The 23,881-nt window shown below is 69.3% G+C and carries 22 protein-coding genes and 1 tRNA gene; 7 read left to right on the top strand and 16 right to left on the bottom strand.

Annotation, left to right across the window (positions count from 1 at the left end):
- The first annotated feature begins 92 nt into the window (after nucleotides 1-92).
- On the top strand, nucleotides 93-1,700 hold the full coding sequence (locus tag IEY60_RS08715) for an ABC-F family ATP-binding cassette domain-containing protein (protein WP_373291683.1): 1,608 nt from the start codon (nucleotides 93-95) through the stop codon (nucleotides 1,698-1,700).
- 43 nt (nucleotides 1,701-1,743) lie between these two features.
- Here the strand turns inward: IEY60_RS08715 and IEY60_RS08710 are convergent, their stop codons facing one another.
- The 7 genes from IEY60_RS08710 to IEY60_RS08680 form a co-directional block, all read right to left on the bottom strand.
- On the bottom strand, nucleotides 1,744-2,793 hold the full coding sequence (locus IEY60_RS08710; protein ID WP_189025912.1) for an alpha/beta fold hydrolase: 1,050 nt from the start codon (nucleotides 2,791-2,793) through the stop codon (nucleotides 1,744-1,746).
- 63 nt (nucleotides 2,794-2,856) lie between these two features.
- Entirely contained in the window at nucleotides 2,857-5,571 is a 2,715-nt protein-coding gene (locus tag IEY60_RS08705) for an ATP-binding protein (RefSeq protein ID WP_189025910.1), read from the bottom strand.
- 66 nt (nucleotides 5,572-5,637) lie between these two features.
- Nucleotides 5,638-5,710, bottom strand: a tRNA-Ala gene (locus tag IEY60_RS08700).
- 97 nt (nucleotides 5,711-5,807) lie between these two features.
- Nucleotides 5,808-6,857: a divisome protein SepX/GlpR gene (gene sepX / locus IEY60_RS08695; protein WP_189025908.1), complete on the bottom strand. Its 1,050-nt coding sequence runs from the start codon at nucleotides 6,855-6,857 to the stop codon at nucleotides 5,808-5,810.
- Nucleotides 6,858-6,993: 136 nt separating this feature from the next.
- Nucleotides 6,994-7,644, bottom strand: coding sequence for a GNAT family N-acetyltransferase (locus tag IEY60_RS08690; protein WP_189025906.1), 651 nt, complete (start codon nucleotides 7,642-7,644; stop codon nucleotides 6,994-6,996).
- Nucleotides 7,645-7,656: 12 nt separating this feature from the next.
- Entirely contained in the window at nucleotides 7,657-8,916 is a 1,260-nt protein-coding gene (glp, locus tag IEY60_RS08685; RefSeq protein ID WP_189025904.1) for a molybdotransferase-like divisome protein Glp, read from the bottom strand.
- Between the two features lie 54 nt (nucleotides 8,917-8,970).
- Nucleotides 8,971-9,897 (bottom strand): UTP--glucose-1-phosphate uridylyltransferase, encoded by a 927-nt coding sequence (locus tag IEY60_RS08680; RefSeq protein WP_189025901.1) that lies wholly within the window; start codon nucleotides 9,895-9,897, stop codon nucleotides 8,971-8,973.
- Nucleotides 9,898-9,984: 87 nt separating this feature from the next.
- On the opposite strand from IEY60_RS08680, the gene IEY60_RS08675 reads away from it, so the two are divergent.
- From IEY60_RS08675 to mscL, 4 genes are all read left to right on the top strand, one after another.
- Complete coding sequence (locus tag IEY60_RS08675; protein ID WP_189027401.1) at nucleotides 9,985-10,584, top strand: 5-formyltetrahydrofolate cyclo-ligase; 600 nt, start codon at nucleotides 9,985-9,987, stop codon at nucleotides 10,582-10,584.
- 69 nt (nucleotides 10,585-10,653) lie between these two features.
- Nucleotides 10,654-10,938, top strand: coding sequence for an FmdB family zinc ribbon protein (locus IEY60_RS08670; protein ID WP_189025899.1), 285 nt, complete (start codon nucleotides 10,654-10,656; stop codon nucleotides 10,936-10,938).
- 89 nt (nucleotides 10,939-11,027) lie between these two features.
- A complete protein-coding gene (locus IEY60_RS08665) occupies nucleotides 11,028-11,699 on the top strand; it encodes an SAF domain-containing protein (protein WP_189025897.1) in 672 nt (223 codons plus the stop codon).
- A gap of 155 nt (nucleotides 11,700-11,854) precedes the next feature.
- The gene (gene mscL, locus IEY60_RS08660) at nucleotides 11,855-12,298 is read left to right on the top strand and encodes a large conductance mechanosensitive channel protein MscL (protein WP_189025895.1); all 444 of its coding nucleotides are present in this window, start codon (nucleotides 11,855-11,857) and stop codon (nucleotides 12,296-12,298) included.
- 78 nt (nucleotides 12,299-12,376) lie between these two features.
- On the opposite strand, the gene IEY60_RS08655 is transcribed toward mscL, so the two are convergent.
- The 9 genes from IEY60_RS08655 to IEY60_RS08615 all read right to left on the bottom strand — a co-directional run bounded on the left by IEY60_RS08655 (nucleotide 12,377) and on the right by IEY60_RS08615 (nucleotide 20,393).
- On the bottom strand, nucleotides 12,377-13,036 hold the full coding sequence (locus tag IEY60_RS08655) for an MspA family porin (RefSeq protein ID WP_189025893.1): 660 nt from the start codon (nucleotides 13,034-13,036) through the stop codon (nucleotides 12,377-12,379).
- Between the two features lie 63 nt (nucleotides 13,037-13,099).
- Nucleotides 13,100-13,768 (bottom strand): MspA family porin, encoded by a 669-nt coding sequence (locus IEY60_RS08650; RefSeq protein ID WP_189025891.1) that lies wholly within the window; start codon nucleotides 13,766-13,768, stop codon nucleotides 13,100-13,102.
- 307 nt (nucleotides 13,769-14,075) lie between these two features.
- Complete coding sequence (locus IEY60_RS08645) at nucleotides 14,076-14,735, bottom strand: MspA family porin (RefSeq protein WP_189025889.1); 660 nt, start codon at nucleotides 14,733-14,735, stop codon at nucleotides 14,076-14,078.
- Nucleotides 14,736-14,800: 65 nt separating this feature from the next.
- Complete coding sequence (locus IEY60_RS08640) at nucleotides 14,801-15,481, bottom strand: MspA family porin (protein ID WP_189025887.1); 681 nt, start codon at nucleotides 15,479-15,481, stop codon at nucleotides 14,801-14,803.
- A 522-nt stretch (nucleotides 15,482-16,003) separates the two neighbouring features.
- Nucleotides 16,004-16,195 carry a hypothetical protein gene (locus IEY60_RS08635; RefSeq protein ID WP_189025885.1) on the bottom strand — a complete coding sequence of 64 codons (192 nt, stop codon included), beginning with the start codon at nucleotides 16,193-16,195 and terminating at the stop codon, nucleotides 16,004-16,006.
- A gap of 5 nt (nucleotides 16,196-16,200) precedes the next feature.
- Nucleotides 16,201-16,746, bottom strand: a complete 546-nt coding sequence (locus IEY60_RS08630; RefSeq protein ID WP_373291682.1) for a MogA/MoaB family molybdenum cofactor biosynthesis protein — start codon at nucleotides 16,744-16,746, stop codon at nucleotides 16,201-16,203.
- A complete protein-coding gene (locus IEY60_RS08625) occupies nucleotides 16,743-18,140 on the bottom strand; it encodes a S1C family serine protease (protein ID WP_229739652.1) in 1,398 nt (465 codons plus the stop codon). The genes IEY60_RS08630 and IEY60_RS08625 overlap by 4 nt, the downstream gene beginning before the upstream one ends.
- A 96-nt stretch (nucleotides 18,141-18,236) precedes the next feature.
- On the bottom strand, nucleotides 18,237-19,697 hold the full coding sequence (locus tag IEY60_RS08620; RefSeq protein WP_189025883.1) for a sensor histidine kinase: 1,461 nt from the start codon (nucleotides 19,695-19,697) through the stop codon (nucleotides 18,237-18,239).
- A gap of 9 nt (nucleotides 19,698-19,706) precedes the next feature.
- Nucleotides 19,707-20,393 (bottom strand): response regulator transcription factor, encoded by a 687-nt coding sequence (locus IEY60_RS08615; protein WP_189025881.1) that lies wholly within the window; start codon nucleotides 20,391-20,393, stop codon nucleotides 19,707-19,709.
- Between the two features lie 302 nt (nucleotides 20,394-20,695).
- Between IEY60_RS08615 and IEY60_RS08610 the strand changes: the two genes are divergently transcribed.
- Nucleotides 20,696-23,476 carry a sensor histidine kinase gene (locus tag IEY60_RS08610; protein WP_189025879.1) on the top strand — a complete coding sequence of 927 codons (2,781 nt, stop codon included), beginning with the start codon at nucleotides 20,696-20,698 and terminating at the stop codon, nucleotides 23,474-23,476.
- On the top strand, nucleotides 23,473-23,877 hold the full coding sequence (locus IEY60_RS08605) for a roadblock/LC7 domain-containing protein (RefSeq protein ID WP_056813970.1): 405 nt from the start codon (nucleotides 23,473-23,475) through the stop codon (nucleotides 23,875-23,877). Before IEY60_RS08610 ends, IEY60_RS08605 begins: the two co-directional genes overlap by 4 nt.
- Nucleotides 23,878-23,881 lie beyond the last annotated feature (4 nt).

Below are 23,881 nucleotides of genomic sequence, written 5' to 3'. Positions count from 1 at the left end.
GGCTCCGCACAGTTCCGAATCACGCGCCGATGGTTCGACCACGGCGCGAACTTGCGGCCGCTCGTTCACGAGCAGGAAAGAGTCGACGACCCATGTCCACATCCATGTCCACATCCATGTCCGCTGCCATCACGCTGCGGAATCTGTCCTTCGAATGGCCCGACGGCACTGTCGCGCTGTCCGGGCTCAACGCAACATTGAACACCGGGCGCACCGGTTTGGTCGGCCGCAACGGCGCCGGGAAATCGACGCTGTTGCGGCTGATCGCGGGGATTCTGACGCCGACGTCCGGGCGCATCGAAACCACCGGCCCGGTGGGCTACCTCCCGCAGACGCTCACCCTCGGTCGCGATGCCACCGTCGCGCAATTGCTCGGTATCGCCGGCAAGCTCGCGGCCCTGCGGGCGATCGAATCCGGCCGGACCGGCGACGAACACTTCGAGACGATCGGCGACGACTGGGACATCGAATCCCGCGCCGACGAAGCGCTCCACGACATCGGTTTCAGCGCCACCGATCTGGACCGCCGGGTCGACGAGATCTCCGGTGGTGAAGCGGTGCTCGTCGCGATCACCGGGCTGCGGATCCAGCGCACGCCGATCACCCTGCTCGACGAGCCGACCAACAACCTCGACCGCGAAACCCGTGCCAAGTTGGCCGAATTCGTGGATTCGTGGCCGGGCACGCTCATCGTGGTCAGTCATGATCTCGAACTGCTCGAGCGGATGGACGCCACCGCGGAACTGCGGGCCGCGACGCTGGAGGTGTTCGGCGGGCCCTACAGCGCCTGGCAGCAGTACGTCGACCAGGAGCAAGCGGCGGCCGCGCAGGCGGCTCGAACCGCCGAACAGGCGTTGAAGGTCGAGAAGCGGCAGCGGATCGAGGCCGAGACCAAGCTCGCCAGACGCGAGCGCACCGCCAGGGCGACACAGCGGGACGGGGGAATTCCGCGGATTCTCGCGGGCAACAGGGCCAGTAGGGCGCAAAGCTCGGCCGGGGGCATGCGCAGCACGCTGGATGCGAAAGTCCGTGCGGCCCAAGATGTCCTGGATTCCGCGTCGTCGCGGGTCCGCCGCGACGAGCACATCCATCTCGAACTGCCCGATCCCGATGTGCCGCGCAGCCGGCGCATCGCGGAACTGCGCGACGGTGACCGGCGCGTCGTCATCCAGGGCCCGGAACGCGTCGCCCTGATCGGCCCCAACGGCGCGGGCAAGACGACACTGATCGAAAACCTGCTCGCGGGTCGCGACCCGGAGCGAGGCAGGCTGCTCACCGACCGGGTGGGGTATCTGCCGCAACGTCTGGACAACCTGGACGAGCGAGCCAGCGCGCTCGACAATGTCGGGGCCGTGGCCACCACCACCGCACCGGCCACCATCCGCAACCAGCTGGCCCGTCTGCTGTTGCGCGGCAGCAGCGTGCAACGGCCCGTGTCGACGCTGTCCGGCGGTGAACGCTTTCGGGTCTCGCTGGCGCGCTTGTTGTTCGCCGACCCGCCCGCCCAGCTGCTGATTCTGGACGAGCCGACCAACAACCTCGATATCTCCAGTGTCGAGCAACTGGTCGAAGCGCTGGCCGACTATCGCGGCTCGATCCTGGTGGTCAGCCACGACTACCCGTTCCTGCGCAGAATCGGCATCGACACTGTCGTCGAGCTCGAGCCGGGCGGCCGCATCGAGGCGCGCGCCGGCCTGTGACCACGTCCGGCTCCGGGCACGCCGAGCGCCCGGAGCCGGATATTCACAGCCGGTCGGCGTCGATGATCGCCTGCGCGAACGGCTTCGGCGCTTCCTGCGGGACGTTGTGCCCGATGCCGTCGAAGACGCGATGCTCGTATTTGCCGGTGAACTTGTCGCGGTATCCCCTGCCGTCTTTGGCCGCGCCGTCGAAATCGCTGCTGATGGTGATGGCGGGCACGGAGATGGCGGGGCCTGCGGCGAGTTGCTGTTCGTAGGCGTCGTATTGCGGTTCGCCGGGCGCCAGGCTCAGCCGCCACCGGTAGTTGGAGATGACGATGTCGACGTGATCGGGATTGTCGAAGGCGGTGGCGCTGCGGCGGTAGGTGGCTTCGTCGAAATCCCAGGCCGGGGAGGCACGCCGCCAGATGAGCTTGTTGAAATCGTGGCGATTACGGGTGTATCCGAGGCGTCCGCGTTCGGTGGCGAAGTAGTACTGATACCACCACTCGAGTTCGGCTTCGGGCGGCAACGGCTGCTGCTGTGCGGCCAGCCGGGTGATGAGGTATCCGCTCACCGCGACCATCGCCTTGACGCGTTGTGGCCACAGCGCGGCGACGATGTCGACCGTGCGCGCGCCCCAATCGAATCCGCCGAGGACGGCCTTGTCGATGCGCAGGGCGTCCATGAAGTCGATGATGTCGCGCGCGATGGCCGATTGCTGCCCGTTGCGGACGGTCTGCGCGGACAGGAAGGCGGTCTCGCCGTAGCCACGCAGGAACGGGACGAGCACCCGGTATCCGGCCTCGGCAAGCAGCGGGCCGACATCGGCGAAGCTGTAGGCGTCGTAGGGCCAGCCGTGCAGCAGAATCACGGGCTGTCCGGTGACCGGCCCGAACTCGGCGTAGGCGACCTCGAGGACGCCTGCCTCGATCTTCTTGATGGGGCCAAGGCTCGTGTTGGCCCCCGATCCCGCTCGCAGGGCCGCGCCGGGTGTGGCGCCCGCGGGCGCCGTGGCGGCGTCGGTGGCGCAGGCGCCGAGGGAAGTCGCGGCCAGGCCGGCGGCGCCCGCCGCGAGCGCTCCACCGAAAAGCCGTCGTCGATTGATGTCCATGTCATCGACGCTAGGCAGCGCACCGACCCCGCCGCGAGCGTCGGATGACGTAATCGGTGTCGCTCAACCGGCCGTTTCGTCCAGGGCGGGCAGCAGCGCCGCGAGGTCCCCACGTGCGCTGATTCCGAGCTTCGGGAAGATCCGGTGCAGGTGTGTGCTGACGGTCCGGTGCGACAGGTAGAGCCGCTGCCCGATCTCCCGATTGGTCAGCCCCTGTGCCGCCAGTTGCGCGATGCTCAGCTCGTGCGGGGTGAGCCGTTCCCTGGCATCCGGGTCGCGATTCGGGCTCGACTCGCCGGCGCTGCGCAGTTCCAGGCGAGCCCGTTCGCTCCACGCGGTGAAGCCGAGGGCATCGAAAACCTCGCGCGCCGTGCGCAGATGGGTGCGCGATTCCACGACCCGACGCTGTCGCCGCAGCCACTCGCCGTACGCGAGATGCAAGCGGCCGCGTTCGGCGGGCCAGCCGGTGAGATCCGCCGCCAGCGCCGTGGCGAACAGCTCTGCGGCGTTGTCACCGGCGAGAACCGCTCGGGCGTAGCGCATTCCGATGTGCAATGCGGGCGAGGAGGTGGCTGCCGCCGCGGGTTCCAGCCCGCGTAGCAGTTCGGTCATGGCGTCGGTATGCCCGGCGCGGACGGCGGCCTCGGCGAGTTCGGTGAGGAAATACGCGGCCAGCGCCGGTGAATGCGCCGGGTCGCGCGGATCGTGGATACGGACCAGATCGGTGAAGGCGTCATCGAAGCGGCCCTCACCGAGCGCGATGAGTCCTCGGGTGAGCTGCACGGTGGCCAGCACGGGCCGCACGGCGGCGGCAAGTCCGATCCGTTCGGTGTCCGCCACGAGCGCTGCGGCCTGCGTGTAGTCCCCTCGCAGCGCGGCGATTTCGGCCTGCACGCCGATGGCTGACGCGTGCATGAACGGCTGCCCGGTCTCCAGCGCGAAAGCCGCGGCCTCGGCCGCGATCGGCGCGGCGGCGGCGAGGTCACCGACCCGGGCCAGACTCCAAGCCTGGATCGCGAGTGCCCTGGTCAACAACCCCAGCTGCCCGGCGGCACGGAATCCGGGCGCGGCCGCGCCGGCGAAATGCGCGGCGAGATCGAAAGCACCGACCTGGTAGGCCGCGCTGCTGAGAAAGTGATCGACCTCGGTCTCGCGTCCGGTGGTCGCGGCCAGCGCCCGCAGGTGGCCGAGTACCTGTTCGCCGCGTTCGAACGGGGCCACGATCGAGTCGATCGCGAGCTTGCGCGGATCGCCGTCGGGGATGCCGAAGGTATCGGCGACCGTGAGCACCGCGCGCCGGGTATCGGGTCCGGGTTCGGACCAGAAGCACCGCGCGGCAGCTCCCCACAGGATCCGCAGCGCGGCATCCGGAAACCCGTTCGCGGCCACCGAGGCAGCGAGGACGGCGAGCTCACCGATGCGCGCAGGGCTTTCGCGCATTCCGTCGTCGAACCCGCTGGCCAGCCAGTTCGCGGTGGCCTCCTGCCCGGCCGTGAGGGGAAGCGTACGCGCGGCGTCGACCAGTCGTTCGGTCGTCTCGCGACGACCGGCGTCGATGGCCAGCTCCGCCGCGCGCAGCAGACGATCCGCGCGTCGGCCGGGCGTGGCGCTGAGCGACGCGGCCCGTTCCAGCGCCGCGATCGCCCCGCCGTGGTGCCGGGATCGTTCGGCGGCGTCCTCGAGTGCCGCGGCGACTTCCTCGTCGGCTCCGGCCGTGCCCGCCGCCCGATGCCACACCTGCCGATCCGGGGATTCCGCGAGCAGGTCGGCGATCGCCAGATGCGCCCGGCGGCGTTGTTCGGCAGTCGCCGCCGCCACGAGGGCCGAGCGGACGAGTGGATGACGGAACATCACTGTGCCGGAACGGATATCGATCAACCGGGCCGCCACCGCAGGGGCGAGAATATCGGCCTCCACCTCGGTTCCCAGGAGAATCCCCGCGGCAGCGAGGGTTTCGGTGACGGCATTGCCATCGTCGAGCGCCGCGACCAGCAAGACCGACCGGGTGCGCTCCGGCAGCTTCGCGCCGCGCGCCGAGAACGCCCGCTCCAGTCGTTCTGTCAACGGGATGATCTGGGTGGATTCGGCGAGATCCGCCGCGGCCGTCGGCAGTTCGGTCAACGCGAGCGGGTTTCCGTGCGCCTCGGCCAGCACCCGGCGGCGAAGCTGGGCGGGCAGGTCCGGTGCGGTGCTGTCGAGCAGCGCGTTCGCGTCGTCATCGGTCAGCGGCCCGAGCCGCATCGCGGCCAGTTCGGCCTCACGCAGTGGTGAGCTCGTGCCGTCGCGCACGGTCGCGAGCAGCGCGACAGGTTCGGAGTAGATGCGGCGCGCGACGAAGGCGAGGACCTCGGCGCTGGCGGGATCGAGCCAGTGCACGTCCTCGGCGACGACCAACAGCGGCCTTTCGGCCGCCACATCCGCCAGCAGCGTCAGGGCGGCGAGCCCCACCAGGTGCGGGCTCGGCTCGCTCGCGACGTCCGAGATGCCCAAAGCGGTCGTCAGCGCATCGAACTGGCGCGCGGGGAGCGCATCGAACGCGTGCCGCAGCGGGTACAACAGCCGATGCAGCCCCGCATAGGCGAGGCCGTGTTCGGCTTCCGCGCCCGTGGTCCGCAGCACCCGCAACCCCGCCGCGGCCGCCATGGCCACCGTCTCGTCGACCAGCGAGGACTTTCCGATTCCGGGTTCCCCGTCGATCAGGATGCCGCTGCGGTCATCGGGTCCGTCCACGAGCGCGGCCAGTTCTTTCAGCTCGGCAACTCTTCCGACCGTCGGCATGTGCGGTGCACTCCTCCCGGCTAATGCAAAAATCCCCAGGTTGCTGACCTGGGGATTTCTGGGGAGTGGAGCTAAGGGGAATCGAACCCCTGACCTTCTCGATGCGAACGAGACGCGCTACCAACTGCGCTATAGCCCCGTGCGGCTCTGGCGAACCGCGCTGTGACACTGTATCAGGCGTTGCGCCCGGATACCGAATCGGTACTCTGACCTGCTGTTATGCGTGGTTCGACCAGTTACTCGCCGACTGCGCGGCCGAGGTCTTCGACCCGGGTGCGTAGGGCGCGCGCGGTGGCCGGATCGAAGGTTTCCAGGTGCTCGAACATCGGGTCCTCGTCGTCGGTGTCGAGCAGGGTGGAGCGGCGGCGCAGGGCGCGGGCGGTGTCGCGGTCCATGGTGCGCCGGGTCGTGGCGGCCTCTGGGGTGGCGGTGGCCTCGCGGCGCTTGCCACGGGTGAGGCGGGCCGCGCGCCTGCGGCGGATCTCCTCCTCCACGTGGACCTGCTTGCGCAGGTAGGCCAGGTAGCCGACCAACACGGCCGTGGACAGGCCGCACGCCCACCAGAACATCGAGTTCAGCAGCAGGCCGAACGCGGCGAACAGGATGGTGGCGATGATGAGACCGAGGACGGCGCGCTGCCGGAAGCTGTAGCGGGCGGCGCGGGCGATGGCGTCGGCCTCGGGGTCGTAGCCGCCGCGGCCGCGCCTGCTCGGCACGAAGTCCTCGTCGAAGTCGTCGGCATCCTCGGTGACGTCTTCGGTGACGTCTTCGAGGCGGGCGGGCGGCGCGGGCGGGATGCGCGCGGCGACCGGCGGGTCGGCCTCGTCGTCGCCTTCGGTGGTGTCCGGGTCCGGCTCCGCCGCGGGGTCATCGAGTTCGGCATCCGCGGAATCGGCTGTCTCGGCGCGCTCTTCGGGCTCATCGCCCGCCGCGTCATCGCCGAGGTCGACCTCGGTCTCGGCCGCGGCCTCGAGTTCCGGTGCGGGGGTGAGCTTCTCGTCGTCAGCTTCGGTGACGGGCTCGTCGGCCGATGTCGTCATCCGATCCTCCGAATCAGTACGGTGGGGGCGCTTGCTCAGCACACGGGGCCGGTAGTCGGGGTCACTCTCGTGACCGCCTGCCGCCCCGATGCGGATCCGTCGTTCGGCCCCGCCACGGTGCAGCACGCGCGTGGCGAGTGCGGCATCGGTGGTGCGGCGGATCCGGGGATGCCGGTCCGCCAGGATCGGAAACAGGACGAAGACCCAGAGCACGACAAGTCCGATCCACAGGATCGAATTCGGCATCGCGGTCATCACCTCCCGTCTCCGCCTGCGTTTTGTCCATCTGTGGACGCACTACCGACGTCCGTAGGTTAATTCGGGCGCGCCTGCCCGCGGGGCAGGCGCGCCGTGCACACCTGCCACATGAGTAACAGAAATTTCACGGCAGCGCCGCTCGACCCTCCCTGACCAGGCGGTCCACCACGGTGCTCATGACTTCTTCGACCGTCAAGCCCACCAGCAGGTGATCGCGCCATTCGCCGTCCACATCGAGGTAGCGGCGCAGCAGGCCCTCCTCACGGAAGCCGACGTTGCGCAGGACCGCCTGGCTGGCCAGGTTCTCCGGCCGGACCGTCGCCTCGACGCGGTGCAGGCCGACCGGCCCGAAGCAGTGATCCAGCCCCAGCGCCAGCGCGGCCGTCGCCACACCCTGACCGCCGAGGTCCTTGGCCACCCAGTAGCCGATCCAGGCCGAGCGCAGCGCACCGCGCACGATGTTGCCGATGGTCAGCTGCCCGCTGAACTGCCCGTCGACCTCGATCACCAGCGGGATCATCGCGCCCCGCCGCGCTTCGGCCTTCAGGCTCGTCCACAGCGACGGCCAGTTCGACGCGTGATTGCGCGCCTCCCAGCTACCGCGCCCGGTCGGCTCCCAGCGCTCCAGATGGTCGCGGTCACGCAGCCGGATGCGGCTCCACGCGGCGGCGTCGCGAAAACGCACCGGCCGCAGGGTCACCTGACCGGCCGCCACGGTCACCGGACCGAGCCGCGCGGGCCATCCGGGATGCTGGCCTGCCCGGAATACGTTCATCGACTCCACGTTTCAGCCGCGCTGCGCCAGGAACGCGACCCGGACCTCGTCACCGGTCCGGAAATCGGTGTCGTCGGGTTCGACGACGATCAGGCTGTTCGCCTCGGCCAGCGTCGCCAAAAGGTGCGAGGACCCGCCGTTGCCGTTGCCGAGTGGCTGCACCAGGTAGTCGCCGGTGGCCTCGTCACGCAGCAGCTGCGCGCGCAGGTAGCCCTTGCGGCCCGGCATCGAGGAGACCGGAGTGATGGTGCGGGCGTTGACGATTCGGCGCATCGGCTGCCTGCGGCCCAGCGCGATCCGGATCAGCGGACGCACCATCACCTCGAAGACCACCAGCGCGCTCACCGGATTCGACGGCAGCAGGAACGTCGGCACCTCGTCGCGGCCGAGCCTGCCGAAACCCTGCACCGAACCCGGATGCATGGCCACCCGGTCCACCTCGAGCTCACCGAGCCCGTCCAACGCCTCGCGCACCTGCTCCGAGGCCCAGCCGCCGACCGCACCGGCGATCACGACGACCTCCGAGCGCACCAACTGCCCCTCGACCACATCGCGCAGCCTGCGCGGATCGGCGCTGACGATGCCGACCCGGTTCACATCGGCGCCCGCGTCGCGCGCGGCCGCGGCCAGCGCGTAGGAGTTCACGTCGTAGACCTGGCCGGGGCCGGGCGTGCGATCGATATCGATCAGTTCGCCACCGATGGAAATAACCGACAGCCGGGGACGCGGGTGCACCAGCACCTTGTCCTGGCCGACCGCGGCGAGCAGGCCCACCTGGGCCGCGCCGATGATGGTGCCCGCGCGGACCGCCACGTCACCGGGCTGCACGTCGTCACCGATCCGGCGGACGTAGTCGCCCGAGCGGACCGGCTCGAAAACCTTGATCCTGGCGCGGCCACCGTCGGTGAATTCCAGCGGCAGCACCGCGTCGGCGAGCGTCGGCAGCGGAGCGCCGGTGTCGACCCGCACGGTCTGGCGCGGCTGCAACCGGATCGGCTGACGCGAACCGGCCACCACCTCACCGACCACCGGCAGGGTGAGGTCGATCAGCTCGCCCTCCTCGTCGCGCACATCGGTGCCCGCGGCGGTCACGTCGACGCTGCGCACCGCGTAACCGTCGATGGCGGCCTGATCGAAGCCGGGCAGCGGACGTTCGGTGACGACGTCTTCCGCGCACAGCAAACCCTGGGCCTCGGATATCGCCACCCGGACCGGCCTGGGTGCGACCGCGGCCGCGGTGACCTTGATCAGCTGATCCTCAACCGAGCGCATCGAGCTCCTGTGTCTATCGGCGACTGCCTGCCTGTGTACTACCGCTTGCCGCGCTTACGCGTTCGGAGACTGGGGGTCCCACTCCGGGCTCAGCCGGAACTTCAGCCACTCGCGCAGTTGCGGACCATATTCCTCCCGCTCGAGGGCGAAATCGACGGCAGCTCGAAGATAGCCGCCCGGGTTACCCAAATCGTGGCGCGACCCACGGTGGACGACCACATGGACCGGGTGTCCCTCCGCGATCAGCAGGGCGATGGCATCGGTGATCTGCAGTTCCCCGCCCGCGCCCGGCTCGATCCGGCGCAGTGCGTCGAAGATCACGCGGTCGAGCAGGTAGCGGCCCGCGGCCGCCAGGGTCGACGGCGCGTCGGCCAGGTCCGGCTTCTCGACCATGCCCTTGACCCGCAGCACGTCGGCCTCGGCGCCCTCGGTCAGGTCCTCCACGTCGAACACGCCATAGGCGCTGACCTGCGACTTCGGCACGTCGATGGCACACAGCACCGAGCCACCGCGCTCCCGGCGCACCCGGCTCATCGTCTCCAGGACCCCGCACGGCAGGACCAGATCGTCGGGCAGCAGCACCGCGATGGCGTCCTCGTCGTCGTCGAGCACCGATTCGGCCTGGGCGACCGCGTGCCCGAGGCCGAGCGGCTCCTCCTGGACGACCGAGGTCACATCGAGCAGGCCGGGGGCCTTGCGTACCTTCTCCAGCAGCGCGAACTTGCCGCGCTCGGCCAGGGTGCTCTCCAGCACCAGGTCCTCGACGAAGTGGGCGACCACGCCGTCCTTGCCCGGCGAGGTGACGATGACCAGCCGATCCGCGCCGGAATCGGCGGCCTCGGCGGCGACCAGCTCGATGCCGGGGGTGTCGACCACCGGCAGCAATTCCTTGGGCACCGTCTTGGTGGCAGGCAGAAACCGCGTCCCGAGTCCGGCCGCGGGTACCACCGCAGTGCGGAAACCGGAAGTCTTGTCTGTCATGCGCATACCCTATCCATTCAGCGTGCCGTCCGATCGCCCGTCGCGACGATCCGGCGTCGGCAAGAGCTTAGGGTGGTCGCTGTGGAGATGCCCGGTGAGCGCACCAAATATGCCTGGCGCAGCCATATCCTGGCCGAGCGCGCCCTGGTCGGGGCAGCGGAGCACGCACGCGAAGCGGCCGAGCTGGCGACGGCGATCGAGCCGCTGGCCGGGGCCGACGATGTCGTCTGCGCCTATGTCCCGATCCGCGGCGAACCCGGCGATCTGCGCATGCTCGACGCGCTGTGTGTGCGCAACGCCACGGTGTTGCTGCCGGTGACCGGGGAGCCGGGACCGCTGAGCTGGGCGCGCTACGAGGGCCCCGATTCCCTGCGCAAGGCCCGCTTCGGGCTGCTCGAACCGACGACAGCGACCCTGCCGCCGGACACCGTCGCCACCGCGACGACGGTCCTTGTTCCCGCGCTCGCGGTGGATCTGCGCGGGGTGCGCCTCGGGCGCGGTGCGGGCTACTACGACCGGACACTGGGCGCCGTCGGAGACGGCACCAGGCTCATCGCCGTCGTGCGGGATAATGAACTCGTCGACCGGCTGCCGGAAGAACCACACGACCGGCGGATGGGCTGGGCGGTGACGCCCGGTGGCGGACTGCGTGAACTGGGCCATGAGCTGCCCGTTTCGCCGGAATGAAACGGCGATTCGCGACGTTGGCAGTGTCGGCGGTAGAGTGCTAGATCGACGAGACTTGCGGAGGATCCTGTGCCAACTTATTCATACGCGTGCACCGAGTGTGACAACCGCTTCGACATCGTTCAGTCCTTCTCCGACGACACACTGACGGAATGCCCGCAGTGCACGGGGAAGCTGCGGAAGCTGTTCAACTCGGTCGGCATCGTGTTCAAGGGCAGCGGTTTCTACCGCACCGACAGCCGTGGTGGCGCGTCCACCGCGAGCGAGCCCGCCAAGACGTCCTCGGATTCCAACGGCAGCGGCACCAGCACTCCCGCGGCGAGCACGAGCTCGGCGCCCGCCGCCGCCAGCTGATCCTTCCGGAGTTATCCACAGCCCCGTAGTTGTCCACAACCTGGACTTTCGGGGGCTGTTCCCCACTGCCACGCTCCTAGGCTCGGAGCATGACTCGCAGTCTTGCCGATCTGGGACGTGGCAGTTCCTGGCGTTTCGCCCTCGGTAATCGCCCCGCGTGGGCCGATGCCCTGCTCGCGCGCCGCATCGCCGCAGCGGTGCTGGCCCTGCTCGCGCTGGCGATGTTCGTCCGCGGCGATCCCGGTGATTCCCGCCGCGCCGTCGTGGTCGCCGCCCGCGATCTGGCACCGGGCAGGCTGCTCACCGCCGACGATCTGCGCGTCGATCATCACGAATCCCGTTCGCTGCCTTCGGGTTCCGCCACCGAGACCGCTCCCCTGCTCGGTGCGACGCTCACCGGCGCCATGCGCGCCGGGGAGACCTTCACCGATCTGCGCGTGGTCGGCCCGCGCCTGGCCGCCGCCGCGGCGGGCAGCACCGACGCACGGATCGTGCCCATCCGGCTAGCCGATTCCGCGGTCGCCGATGTGTTGCGCGCGGGCGATCGGGTGGACGTCGTCGGCGTCGAGGACGCGGGCGGCCCTGGTGCGACGAAACCCGCCCGCACCCTGGCCACCGATGCCGCCGTCGTGCTCGTCACCGCGACGGGCGAGCGACGCTCGGGTGCGGAACGCGTGGTCCTGGTCGCGCTGGGCGCCGAATACGCCACCGCGGTGGCCGGCGCCTCGCTGCGCACCGCGCTCACCGTCGTCTTCCATTGACACTCCTGGCCCGGACCGCCACTGCGCCCCCGGCACAGTTCGCGAGATAATTGCCAGAGCTCTGGTTAGCATCACACAAACAGCACGACCGTTCACATCATTCGATCAAGGAGCACAGTGCCTCCGGCCGGCTCCGAAACGAAGGAGATATCGGCATGCTCAAAGGCTTCAAGGACTTCCTGCTCCGCGGCAATGTGATCGACCTGGCGGTCGCCGTCGTCATGGGTACCGCGTTCGTCGCCATCGTCACCGCGTTCACCAGCGGGATCGTCAACCCGCTGCTCGCGGTCTTCGGCGGATCCAACGAGATGGGGCTCGGCGTCCAGCTCGTCGCCGGCAAACCGGCCACCTTCATCGAGATCGGGCCGATCATCACCGCGTTCATCAACTTCCTGATGATCGCCGTGATTCTCTATTTCGTCCTCGTCCTGCCCGCGACCATGGCGAAGAAGCGGTTCTCCAAGGAGGACGAGAAGCTCTCCGACAGCGAGGTGCTCATCGAGATCCGGGATCTGCTGGCTCAGCAGGGCACCACGTCGAACGGCAAGCACGGCATGCTCACGGAACCGGCCGCAAGCGACGGCGAGCACAAGCACTGAGCCCCGTACGCAGCGAGATCGGGGCAGGTCCCGGAGGACTCGCCCCGATCTCGTTGGGCTGGAGTCTGTTTCAGTGCCTCAGCCGAGGCTGAACGGCTGGCCCCACAGGGTGACCCAGCTGATCACATTGTCGGTCTCCACCTCGACGCTCACGAACGAACGCGCCTGCGCGTAGCCGCCACAGCCGGACAGGCCGATGGTCTCGTCGGCCCAGGTGACCGAGCCGCTGCCGCCCTGGAAGGCGTTGCGGGTCTTGTGTGATTCGTTGCCGTAGTCGTCGGGCATTTCCAGGTCGAGGACGTAAAAGGATCGCGCCTGGCCGGGGCCGAGGGTGAGTTCGCCGCCCGCTGCCCCGGCGGCCTCCGCCTCGCCTTCCCAGCCGGTCGCCGCTTCGCCCTCGGCCCTCGCCCCGCCGCCCGCGATATTGACCTGGCAACCCACGGTGTAGCCGGGGAAGATCTTGCCGCCGCCGTCACCGGACACCGACACCTGCGCGCTACCGGACACCCACGCATTGCGGTGTGCCGGCGTCGATCCCATCGACGGATTGATAGTGGCCGACTCGCCGACCATCTTGATGTTGACCACGGTGCCGTCGGACAGCACCTTGGTGATTTCACCACCCGGCAGCGGAACGAAGGTGTCGGCATCGGCCGCGCCGGTGGACAGCAGACCCACTGCCATGGTCGCCGCGGCGACGGAACCGGCCGCGCGCGCCATGCTCTTACGGTTGATCATCACAGTTGACCCCTCGAGGGTGAATTCGTGTGAACTAGCGAGAGTTTCGGTTCGGCCGCGCGATCAGCCGATGCTGAACGGCTGTCCGTACAGGGTGGTCTTGGAGTAGTGGTCGCCGACGATCTCGACCACCGAGTACGAGCGCGCCTGGGCGTAGCCGGCGCAGCCCTGGATCTGGATCTCGGCGTCCTGGTACTCCACCGAGTAGACGCCCGGCTTCAGGATGTCCTTGGCGTCGATCTGGACGAACGCCACCTCACCGGGGCCGAGGTCGAGTCCGAACGACCCGAACACACCCGGTCCGTCCGTCGAGATGGCGCCCTGCAGACCGGCGCGGATCGCCTCGTCACCGATGCTCACCTGGCAACCGACGATGTACCCCGTATTCAGCTGCGAGGCACCGTGTGTCGAGGAATTGTTGGAGCCGGGGCGGTTGGTTGGCCCGTTGTACGGCCCGATCTCGCCCTCCGGTGTGACCTGCACATCGGCCCTGGCGTTGCCGGAGACCCAGACGACGCGGCCCGCACCGTTGGCGGCCAGCGACGGGGAGATGACGGCATGCTCACCGGTCCGGGAGAGAGTGACGCCGGGGCCGAGCTTCTCACCGTCCGGCAACGGTACGAAGGTGTCCGCGTTGGCAGCACCGGCCGACAGGAGGCCGATCGTCACGGCCACTGCGGCGCCGGCGCCGAAAGCGCCGCGACGCACACGGTTGGTGCGGTTCTCGCTCATACTTCCCCTCGAGGTGTACGCAAAATCGACCTCGACCGTCGAGGTCGATATCTGTGCTGCGCCCGGACCCAGCCCAGGCGGGTCCGCGGACCGCACCGCTGGCAACAGGGCGGGTAACGCCCAGCCGGGAGGTGAATCGAGAAGCTGAAAATCACGAAACTCGTGGCGACACTGACTGTCGGACAGTCAATTCGCCATAAACATAATGAGGCGGCCCGGCAAAGTCCAGCGCGAATTCGGTGCGGGCACAACGACACGGGCCGGTCGCGGAAGCGACCGGCCCGTGTGTGTTCGGGTATCGAACAGATCAGCCCAGGCTGAACGGCTGACCCCACAGGGTCACCCAGCTGATGACGTTGTCGGTCTCGACCTCGACGCTCACGAAGGCACGAGCCTGCGCGTAGCCGGCGCAGCCGGTCAGGCCGATGGTCGTGTCCGACCAGGTCACCGAGCCGCTGCCGTTCTTGAACTTGTTCGACTTGCCGTGCGACTCGCTGCCGAAGTCGTCGGCCTTCTCGATGTCGAGAACGTAGAACGACTTCGCCTGGCCGGGGCCGAGCGAGAGCTCGCCGCCGGTGCCGACGCCACCGGAAGCGTTGCCCTCCCAGTCGCTTTCGACCGTGCCCTCGCCGGAGACACCGCCGCCGGCGATGTTCACCTGGCAACCGACGGTGTAGCCGGGGAAGATCTTGCCGCTGCCGCCGTCGGAGACGGTGACCTGCGCGCTACCCGAGACCCACGCGTTGCGGTGGACCGGGGTGGAGCCCAGCGACGGGTTGATGTTGGCCGACTCGCCCACCAGGCTGATCTCGACGACGGTGCCGTCGGACAGGGTCTTGGTGATGTGTCCGCCCGGCAGCGGAACGAAGGTGTCGGCGTTGGCCGCGCCCGTGGAGAACAGGCCGACGGCCACGGTGGCCGCAGCGCTGACGCCCGCCATCCGCGCCATGAACTTACGGTTGATCATTGGATTCATCCCTCGAGGATTGAGTTCGCCGCAGCGAGAAGAAGATTCGTACAGTTCGAAAGACGTCAGCCGATGCTGAACGGCATGCCGTAGAGGGTGGTCTTCGAGTAGTGGTCGCCGATGATCTCGACCACGGTGTACGCCCGGGCCTGCGCGTAACCGGCGCAGCCCTGGATCTCGATCTCGGCGTCCTGGTAATCGATCGCGTAGGTGCCGGCCTTCTGGATGTCCTTCGAGCTGATCTGGACGAACTTGACCTCGCCCGGGCCCAGGTTGACACCGATCGAACCGCCGGCGCTCACGCCGCCGGTGCTCACGCCACCGGACACACCGGCGCCGATCGCGTCGTCGGCGATGCTCACCTGGCAACCGACGATGTAGCCGGTGTTCAGCTGGGAGGTGCCGTGGGTGGAGGAGTTGTTGGAGCCGGGACGGCCGGTCGGGCCGTTCCAGGGGCCGACCTCGCCCTCGGGGGTGTCGGCGACCTCGGCGATCGCGGAGCCCGAGACCCAGACGACGCGGCCCGCGCCGTTGGCGGCCAGCGACGGCGAGATCAGGGCGTGCTCACCCGTACGGGTGATGGTCACGCCGGCAGGGCTGACCTTCTGGCCGTCCGGCAACGGCACGAAGGTGTCGGCATTGGCGGCACCGGTCGACAGCAGGCCGAAGGCCACGGCGGCCGCGGCAGCGCCGACGCCCGCGGCACGGGCTCCGCGGCGCACACCGGTGGTGCGGTTCTCGCTCATACTTCCCCTCATCAGGTGTCTAGCAGCCGGCCTCGACTTTCGAGACCGAACGGGTGGACCTCACAGGCCCAGCTCAGTGTGTCGCCCCTTTGTTGCCGTTACGTAACCAACTGTTATTTCGACGATACGGCCGGGGCCGGTGTGGCGAACCCGAGCCAGGGCTCCACCGGGTGGTTCAACGCATAGAAGTGGGGTACTGCGGGGGCCAATAGTTGATGGCTCGATGGCGAACATTAAACGCTGCGCCGTCGTTCCGGCAACGAAAGAGTTCGTAAATTTCATTGTGACCCCCCACACACGTGCGCACATCGCCACATGCTTTGACGTGCATCAATGCATCCGAGATCCGCCGTGTCAACGGGGGTGGACCGCAGGTCGGCTACTCACCGGTTTCGAACACTTATACGACAAAGGACCACGCTTTCGCGTGGTCCTGAGGAATTGTCGCCTGTTCGCAATCACACCGAAAACCGCATTTCGGTGAGGGTTTATTACGTAGCAGCTACGTAGATAACGGTACGGTCACCCGTGATGCGGCGGTACCTGCGAACGTAACCATTCGTCGTTATCAGAGCGCCCGCCGCCGTCGCCGCGCTCGTCGCCGGTGGTTTCAGGCAGCACGTCGCCGAATATCCGCGCCAGCCGCGCGGCCTCGGCGGCCTTGCGCCTGGCCGCCTCCGGATCGCGCGGCGACGTGCTGTCCTGCGAAGTCACTGCCCTCACTCGTCCAATCCGGAGAGCTCGCCGATCGCCCGGCTCGCGAGCGGGCCGAGGGTCGCCATGCCGTCGCGGATCGCCGCGCGGCTACCCGGCAGGTTCACCACGAGGGTGCTGCCGGAGATGCCCGCGACGCCGCGCGAGAGCCCCGCGTCCAGCGAGCCGGCCACCCGGCCGGACGCGCGCAGCGCCTCGGTGATGCCGGGCAGTTCGCGGTCGAGCACCTGCGCGGTCGCCTCGGGGGTGACATCGCGCGGCGACATCCCCGTGCCGCCGACCGAGATCACCAGGTCGACGCCGCCGATGACCGCGGTGTTGAGCGCGTTGCGAATCTCGACCTCCTCGGCCTGCACCGTCACCGAGGCGTCGACGAGGAAGCCCGCTTCGCTGAGCAGTTCGGTGACGAGCGGGCCGAGCGAATCCACGCCGCCATGTGCCGTCCGATCGTCGACGACAACAACCAGTGCACGCCCTGCCACGGGAGCATCGATGTCCATGCTCATCACCGTAGCGCCTACACACGACAGTGCCGCGCTCGAACGCATCATCGGCCGCCCTCCGCCGCGGCGGCGGTGAGCGTGACCTCGACGGTCTTGGCGTTGCCGCCCTGCTCGTCGGTATAGGTGAGCTTCACCTTGTCGCCCGGCTGATGCGAACGGACCGCCGCGATCAGCGCGTCGCCGGAATCGATCGGCCGGTCGTCGAGCCGGGTGACGATCGCGCCCGCCGGGATGCCGGCCTTGGCGGCGGGGCCGTCCGGGGTGACCTCGAGAACCCGGGCCGCGGTGTCCAGCGGCCGCAGCTTGATCCCGATCTGGGCGTAGGTGGCGTGCCCGGTCTTGATCAGTTCGTCGGCGACCCGGCGGGCCTGATCCACCGGGATCGCGAAGCCGAGGCCGATCGACCCGCTCTGCGCACCCGCCGCTTCGCCACCGAGGCTGGCGATGGCGGTGTTGATGCCGATCAGCTTGCCCTGGGCGTCGACCAGGGCACCGCCGGAGTTGCCCGGGTTGATCGCCGCGTCGGTCTGGATCGCGTCGATCACCGGGTTGACCTGGCTGGGCGTGCCCTCGCCGCTGGTGGAGACCGGGCGATTGAGCGCGGACACGATGCCGGTGGTGACGGTGCCGGCCAGGCCGAGCGGCGAGCCGATCGCGATCACCGGCTGACCCACCGCGAGACCGTCGGAGGTGCCGAGTTCGATCGGCGTGAGCCCGCTCTTGCCGGAGGCCTTGATGACGGCCAGATCCGAGACCGGATCGGCGCCGATCATGGTGGCCGGGGCGGTGCTGCCGTCGCTGAACACCACCTCCATCTTCGCCGAGGCGCCGGCGCCCGCGGCGACGTGATTGTTGGTGAGGATCAGCCCGTCGGAAGACAACACGACCCCCGAGCCCTCGCCGGAGGCGCGCGTACCGGCCACCTTGATCATCACGACACTGGGCAGCACCCGCTGAGCAACCGCCTGCGTCGAGCCCGCCGGCGCGTTGACGGCGTTGTTGACCGCGGGCTTGGGGACATCGAGCGCATTGGTCACCGTCGCGGAGTCCGAGCCGGTGGCCAGCACGCCGACCACACCGCCGACGCCACCGCTGACCAGGGCCAGCGCGGTCGCACCGGCGACCAGGCCGAGCCGCAGCGGCCTACGCTGCGGCGCCTGTGCGGGCGCCGCGGCGAACGGCCCGGGCTGTGCCCCGAAAGGCGGCTGGCTACCGTGCGGCGCGCCGTATACCGACACGCCAGGCAGCGGAGCGGTGCCGTGCGACTCCGGCGCGCCGTACTGCTGTGCCGAGCCGAACGGCTGTGCCGGGTTCTGCGGCTGCGCCTGGCCGGCGTACGGGGCTTGCCTGCCGTGCTGCTGGGCCTCGGCGGGATGGTCCGCGCTGCCGGATCCGGGATCGGCGGGCCGGTCAGCAGGTCGGTGCTGGGGATCGTCGGTCATGGTGTCTTGTCTCCTCACGCTTGCTGACCAGCTTCGTGACGGCTACTGAGAGGCGGCTGAGATCGCCCCGTCAGTTCGCCGAGACTCCGCGGCCGATCACACCGGTCCGGCCTCGGAATCGTCCGGAACCACCGGTGCCTCACCGGGCAACACGATCCGGACCAGGGTGCCGCCGCGGTCGGAGGTGTCGACCGCGATCGTGCCACCGTGCTTGGTGACCACCTGCTTGACGATCGCCAGCCCCAGCCCCGAGCCGGGCATCGAGCGCGAGGCGGTCGTGCGGTAGAAGCGCTCGAAGACCAGCTCGCGCTCCCCCGCCGGAATACCGGGACCGGCATCGGCCACCGCCAGTTCGAGCAGGCCGGGCCCGGCCGGGCGCATGGTGATGCGCACCTCGGCGTCGCCGGGACTCCATTTCGCCGCGTTGTCGAGCACGTTGAGCACCGCGCGTTCCAGCCCGGCCTCGTGGCCGTAGACGAACCAGGGACGCAGCTCGGCGGTGAAGGTGATGCCGGTGCGCCTGCGGCGGGCCCGCTCCAGCGCCCGCTCGGCGACCTCGCCGAGATCGACCCGCTCGTAGACGGTTTCGGGCGCGTCCTCGCGGGCCAGGTCGACCAGGTCGCCGACCAGCGTCGACAGCTCCTCGATCTGGGCGACCACATCGGCGCGCAGCTCGGCCATGTCCTCGTCGGGCAGCTGGGGCGCGCCCGGCCTACCGGAGGCGATGAGCAGTTCCATGTTGGTGCGCAGCGAGGTCAGCGGGGTGCGCAGTTCGTGGCCCGCGTCGGCGACGAGCCTGCGCTGGCGATCGCGCGATTCGGCCAGCGCCCGCAGCATCGTGTTGAAACTGTCGGTGAGCCTGGCCAGTTCGTCGTCGCCGGTGACCGGGATCGGGGTCAGGTCGTCGGTGCGGGCGACGCGCTCGGTGGCCGCGGTCAGCCGGGCGATCGGGCGCAGGCCGGTGCGGCCCACCGCGGTGCCGGCCGCAGCGGCGAGCACGACGCCGCAGGCGCCGACGACGAACAGCAGCCACGCCAGCCGGTCGAGCACCTCCCTGGTGCGGTAGAGCTTCTGGGAGATGATCAGCGTCGCGCCGCTGTGCGTGCGCGCCGCGAGGACCCGCTGGTCGCCGACGGTGCGCAGCGAGGAACTGTACTTGCCGTCGGCGACGGCGAGTTCCTGGGCGCCCACCGGCGGAATCGTCTGCTGCGGCGGCATGTACGGCTTGTGGTCGGCGTAGATCAGCGCCACGCCGACATCGTTGGAAAACAGCCCGGCCAGCACGATCGTCTGGAAACCGAGCGTTTCGAAGTTGTTGTTGATCATCGTCGCCGCGCGCGCCTCGAGCTGGGCGTCGACGTCGGCGTAGAGCGCCCGCGCCACCATCGCGTAGGCCGCGATCGAGGTGACCGCGACGGCGATGAGCACCACCGACGCCGCCAGCAGCGTCACCCGCCAGCGCAGCGACACCGAGCGGGTCAGCGGCATCGGCGGCCGCATCTCGCCGCCGTCGGGCGGCCGCCGTAAGACCGCGACCACGGGTTCCTTGTGTGCCATGCCCGCCGCCTAGGGAGGAGTCTCGCGCAGCACGTAGCCGACGCCGCGCACGGTGTGGATCAGCCGTTCCTCGCCGTCGGCCTCGGTCTTGCGCCGCAAATAGCCGATGTAGACCTCCAGCGCATTTCCCGAGGTGGGAAAGTCGTAGCCCCAGACCTCTTCGAGGATGCGCCCGCGGGTGAGCACGCGGCGTGGATTGGCCATCAACATCTCGAGCAACGAGAACTCGGTTCTGGTGAGGCTGATGGCGCGTTCGCCGCGCGAGACCTCACGTGTCACCGGATCCAGCGACAAGTCAGCGAACACCATCGCTTCCGATGCTTCGCCCGGGTCGGGCGCCCGGCGACGCAGCAACGCGCGTAAACGCGCCAGCAATTCCTCCAACGCGAAAGGCTTCGGCAAATAATCGTCGGCGCCCGCATCGAGGCCCGCGACGCGTTCGGAGACCGAATCGCGCGCGGTCAAAACGAGAATCGGCAGATCGTCGCCGGTGCTGCGCAGCCTGCGGCACACTTCCAGACCGTCCAGTCTGGGCATCATCACATCGAGAACCAGGGCATCGGGCCTGGCCGCGGTGACTTTCTCCAATGCGTCCATGCCGTCGACCGCGAGGTCGACGGTGTAGCCGTTGAAGCTCAGCGACCGGCGCAGAGATTCCCGCACGGCGCGATCGTCGTCGACTACCAGAATGCGCATGTGCTCAGTTTGCCGTGATCGACTGAGAACGCACTGAGAGGGTCGCGCCCGGCGTGGCCGAGGACGGCCCGAAGCAGTGGGGCGCGGCGGCCTGTCGCCCTTGACAAATCCGCGTGAATCGTCTTTGTGTCAGCGCATATTCGGCGAATTACAGACCGAGTGGCCCGGATTGCCGTTGACCACCCGGCACGGTATCTTTCCTGCGATAAAAGAAGACCTCCAGTTGGTTCTGCGCTCGCATCACTCCGCGACCTCCCCGCGCGGGCCGGGGTCACACGTGGAAGCAGAGGCAACGCACGCGGATGGAACCTGCATCGCGCTCCTGGCAATTCAGCCTGTCGAACTGGTCGGTAACGCGCAAGGTCGGTGTGGTGCTGGTGCTGCCGGTGATGCTGGCGACCACGTTCGCCGTGCTGCGGATCAACAACGAGCTGCAAACGATGACGCAGCTCGGCGCGGCCACCGAGCAAGCCACCGTCATCCGTCCCGTCGTCAAATTCGCCACCGCGACCGAACAACTCGCGATCGCGGCCACCGCCAACTGGGGTGCGATCGCCGACCCGCAGACCGACGCCGCGCTGACCACCTACGACCAGGCGCTCGCCGAGGTCCAGAACGCACTGCGCTCGGCCAGGATCGACCCCGCCGTCGCGGCCGAACTCACCGCGGCCACCGCCACCGGCTCCACCCTGCGCAACACCGTGCGCGGCGGCTCCCCGGCGATGGTCGGCGAGCAGACCGACGAGATCGGGGAACGGATCGGCAACGCGCTCGCCAAGACCCCGCAGGTCGAGGACTTCGTCGTCCAGCGCTACTTCCTCCAGGTCACCGCGCTGCACCAGGCCAGGAGGGTGCTCACCCGCGAGCGCACGCTGGTCGTCTCCCCCGACGCGGGCCGCAGCCAGAGCGCGCGGGCCAAGATGCTCGTCGAGCTCGGCTCCGAGTCCACCATGATCAAGACCTACGGCATGATCATGCCGGAGAACGCGGGCAGCATGGGCGCGCTGCTCGACGCGGTGCAGACCAGGATCAGCGTGTTCAGCCAGAACAACGGCGATCCGACCACCAACGCCGCGGTGCTCAACACCCTGCAGGTCAGCGCCGACACCTACGCGTCGAGCATCGCCACCCTGCTCGACAACATCGACCGCACGCTCGACACCAACACCGCGAACGCCCAGACCGCGGCGCTGCGCGAGACCACCCTGGTGCTCGGCATGCTGCTGGCGGGCCTGGCGCTGGCGCTGGCGGTCGCCCGCACGCTGGTCGTCCCGGTGCGCAGGCTGCGCCGCGACGCGCTCGAGGTCGCGCACGTGAAGCTGCCCGACGAGCTGGCCGTGGTCCGTAGCGGCGGCGCGACGCCCGAGATCGCCCCGGTGGGGGTGCATTCCACCGACGAGGTCGGCCAGCTCGCCCGCGCCGTCGACGAGATCCACGAGCAGGCGCTGAATCTGGCCGCCGACCAGGCCCGCCTGCGCCTGCAGATCGGCAACATGTTCGAGACGCTGTCGCGGCGCAGTCAGTCGCTGGTCGAGCAGCAGCTCGCGCTCATCGAGGAACTCGAGCACGACGAGGACAACCCGTCGCGCCTGCAGACGCTGTTCCGCCTCGACCACCTCGCCACCCGCATGCGCCGCAACGGCGACAACCTGCTCGTGCTCGCGGGCACCGCGCTGCGCCGCGGTCATCTGCCGCCGGTGCCGCTGTCGGACATGCTCTGGAGCGCGGTCTCCCAGGTGGAGGACTACCAGCGGGTCGAGATCGGCAATGTGCCCGACGGCGTCGTCGCCGGTGAATCCGCGGTCGACATCGAGCATCTGCTCGCCGAGCTGATCGACAACGCGCTGCGCTACTCGCCGCCGAGCACCTCGGTGGCGGTCATCGTCGGGCGCGCGGTCGACGGCGGCTACCTGATCGAGATCACCGACCGCGGTCTCGGCATGTCGGCCGAGGACCTGCAGACGACCAACGACCGGCTCGCCTCCGGTGGTGAGGTCACCATCGAGACCGCCCGCCGGATGGGTCTTTTCGTGGTCGGCAGGCTCGCCAAGCGGCACACCATCACCGTCAGCCTGCGCCGCACAGCCACCCAGGCGCCGCAGCCGGGCATCACCGCGAGCGTGCATCTGCCCAGCGCGCTGGTCTCCCCGCCGCCCGCGTCGTCGGGCCCGGCGACCGGCCCCAACCCGATCGTGTCGACCGGCTCGCACGCGCTGGCGTCCTCGGCCATCGGCCCGCACGCGCTGACCCCGGCCGACATCACCGGCCCGAACCCGATCATGCCGCCGGTCGGCACCGGCCCGATCGGCATCCCGCTGCCGACCGGCCCGAACCCACTGGTGCCGACGGGACCGGTCGCGCCGGGCCTCGACGCCGACCGGCCCGAACCGTCCATGGCGCCGCTGACCAGTGCCGGTCTGCCGCAACGTCGTCCGGCGAACCCGCCCGCGGCCGAGCCGGTGCCCGCCGCGTCGACCGAACCCGCGGAACCGACCGGGTTGTGGGCCGAGCACGAGCACGACACCGACGATCTGCCGGTCACGCCGACCGCCGACTCGAACGGCACGGCGAACAGATCCCTCGGTCTGCCGCAACGCGTTCCCTCCTCGGCGCTGAGCGAGCTCGCCGCGGCCAGGCAGACGCCGCGTTTACCCGAGCCCGCACCCGCACCCGCACCGGAGCCGGTCGCCGATGCCGACCCGATGCCGACGTCGTCCACCCGGCTGGCACCGGTGCCCGGCGAGGCGCCGACCCCCATCTACCAGCGGATGGTCTCGGAATGGCTCGTCGAACCCGCTTCCGCCACTGCCGAATCCGGCGGCAACGGCGCATCATGGAGTTCCCCCGGCGACGCGGGCTGGTCGGCAGCGGCCAGCGCGGGTAATCCGCCGACTTCCTCACGCACCGTCGGCGGGCTGCCGATCCGTAAACCGGGCGCCCAGCTTGTCCCCGGCGGACTCACTCCCGCCGAGGAGGCAGGCGCCCGCGATCCCGAGGAGATCCGCAACAACTTGACCAGACATCTCAGCGGCGTTCGCAGTGGCCGTGCCGAGATCCAGTACAACGACGGAGGCCTCGAATGAGCAACGCGCATCCCACGGACGAGAATCTGAACTGGTTGGTCGCCCGCTTCACCCGCGACGTGCCCGGCGTCTCGCACGCGGTGCTGGTCTCGGCCGACGGTCTGCTGCAGGCGACCAGTCCGCACCTGCCCGCGGACCGGGCCGAGCAGCTGGCCGCGGTGACCGCAGGCCTGGCGAGCCTGTCGATGGGTGCGGCGCACCTGTTCGACGGCGGCAAGGTGATGCAGTCGATCGTGGAGATGCAGCGCGGGTACCTGCTGGTGATGAGTGTCGGAAACGGCTCGCACCTGGCGGTTCTGGCCAACAAGAGCCACGACATCGGCCGTATCGGCTACGAGATGGCGTTGCTCGTCGACCGAGTGGGCTCGGCGGTCACCGCCACCGCCCGCTCCGCCGGCTGAGGTG

It is taken from the genome of Nocardia rhizosphaerihabitans (genome assembly GCF_014646295.1).
GTDB classification, from domain to species: Bacteria; Actinomycetota; Actinomycetes; order Mycobacteriales; family Mycobacteriaceae; genus Nocardia; species Nocardia rhizosphaerihabitans.
Note: the sequence above shows the minus strand (reverse complement) of the source record. Positions and strands in the feature narration are given on the sequence as shown.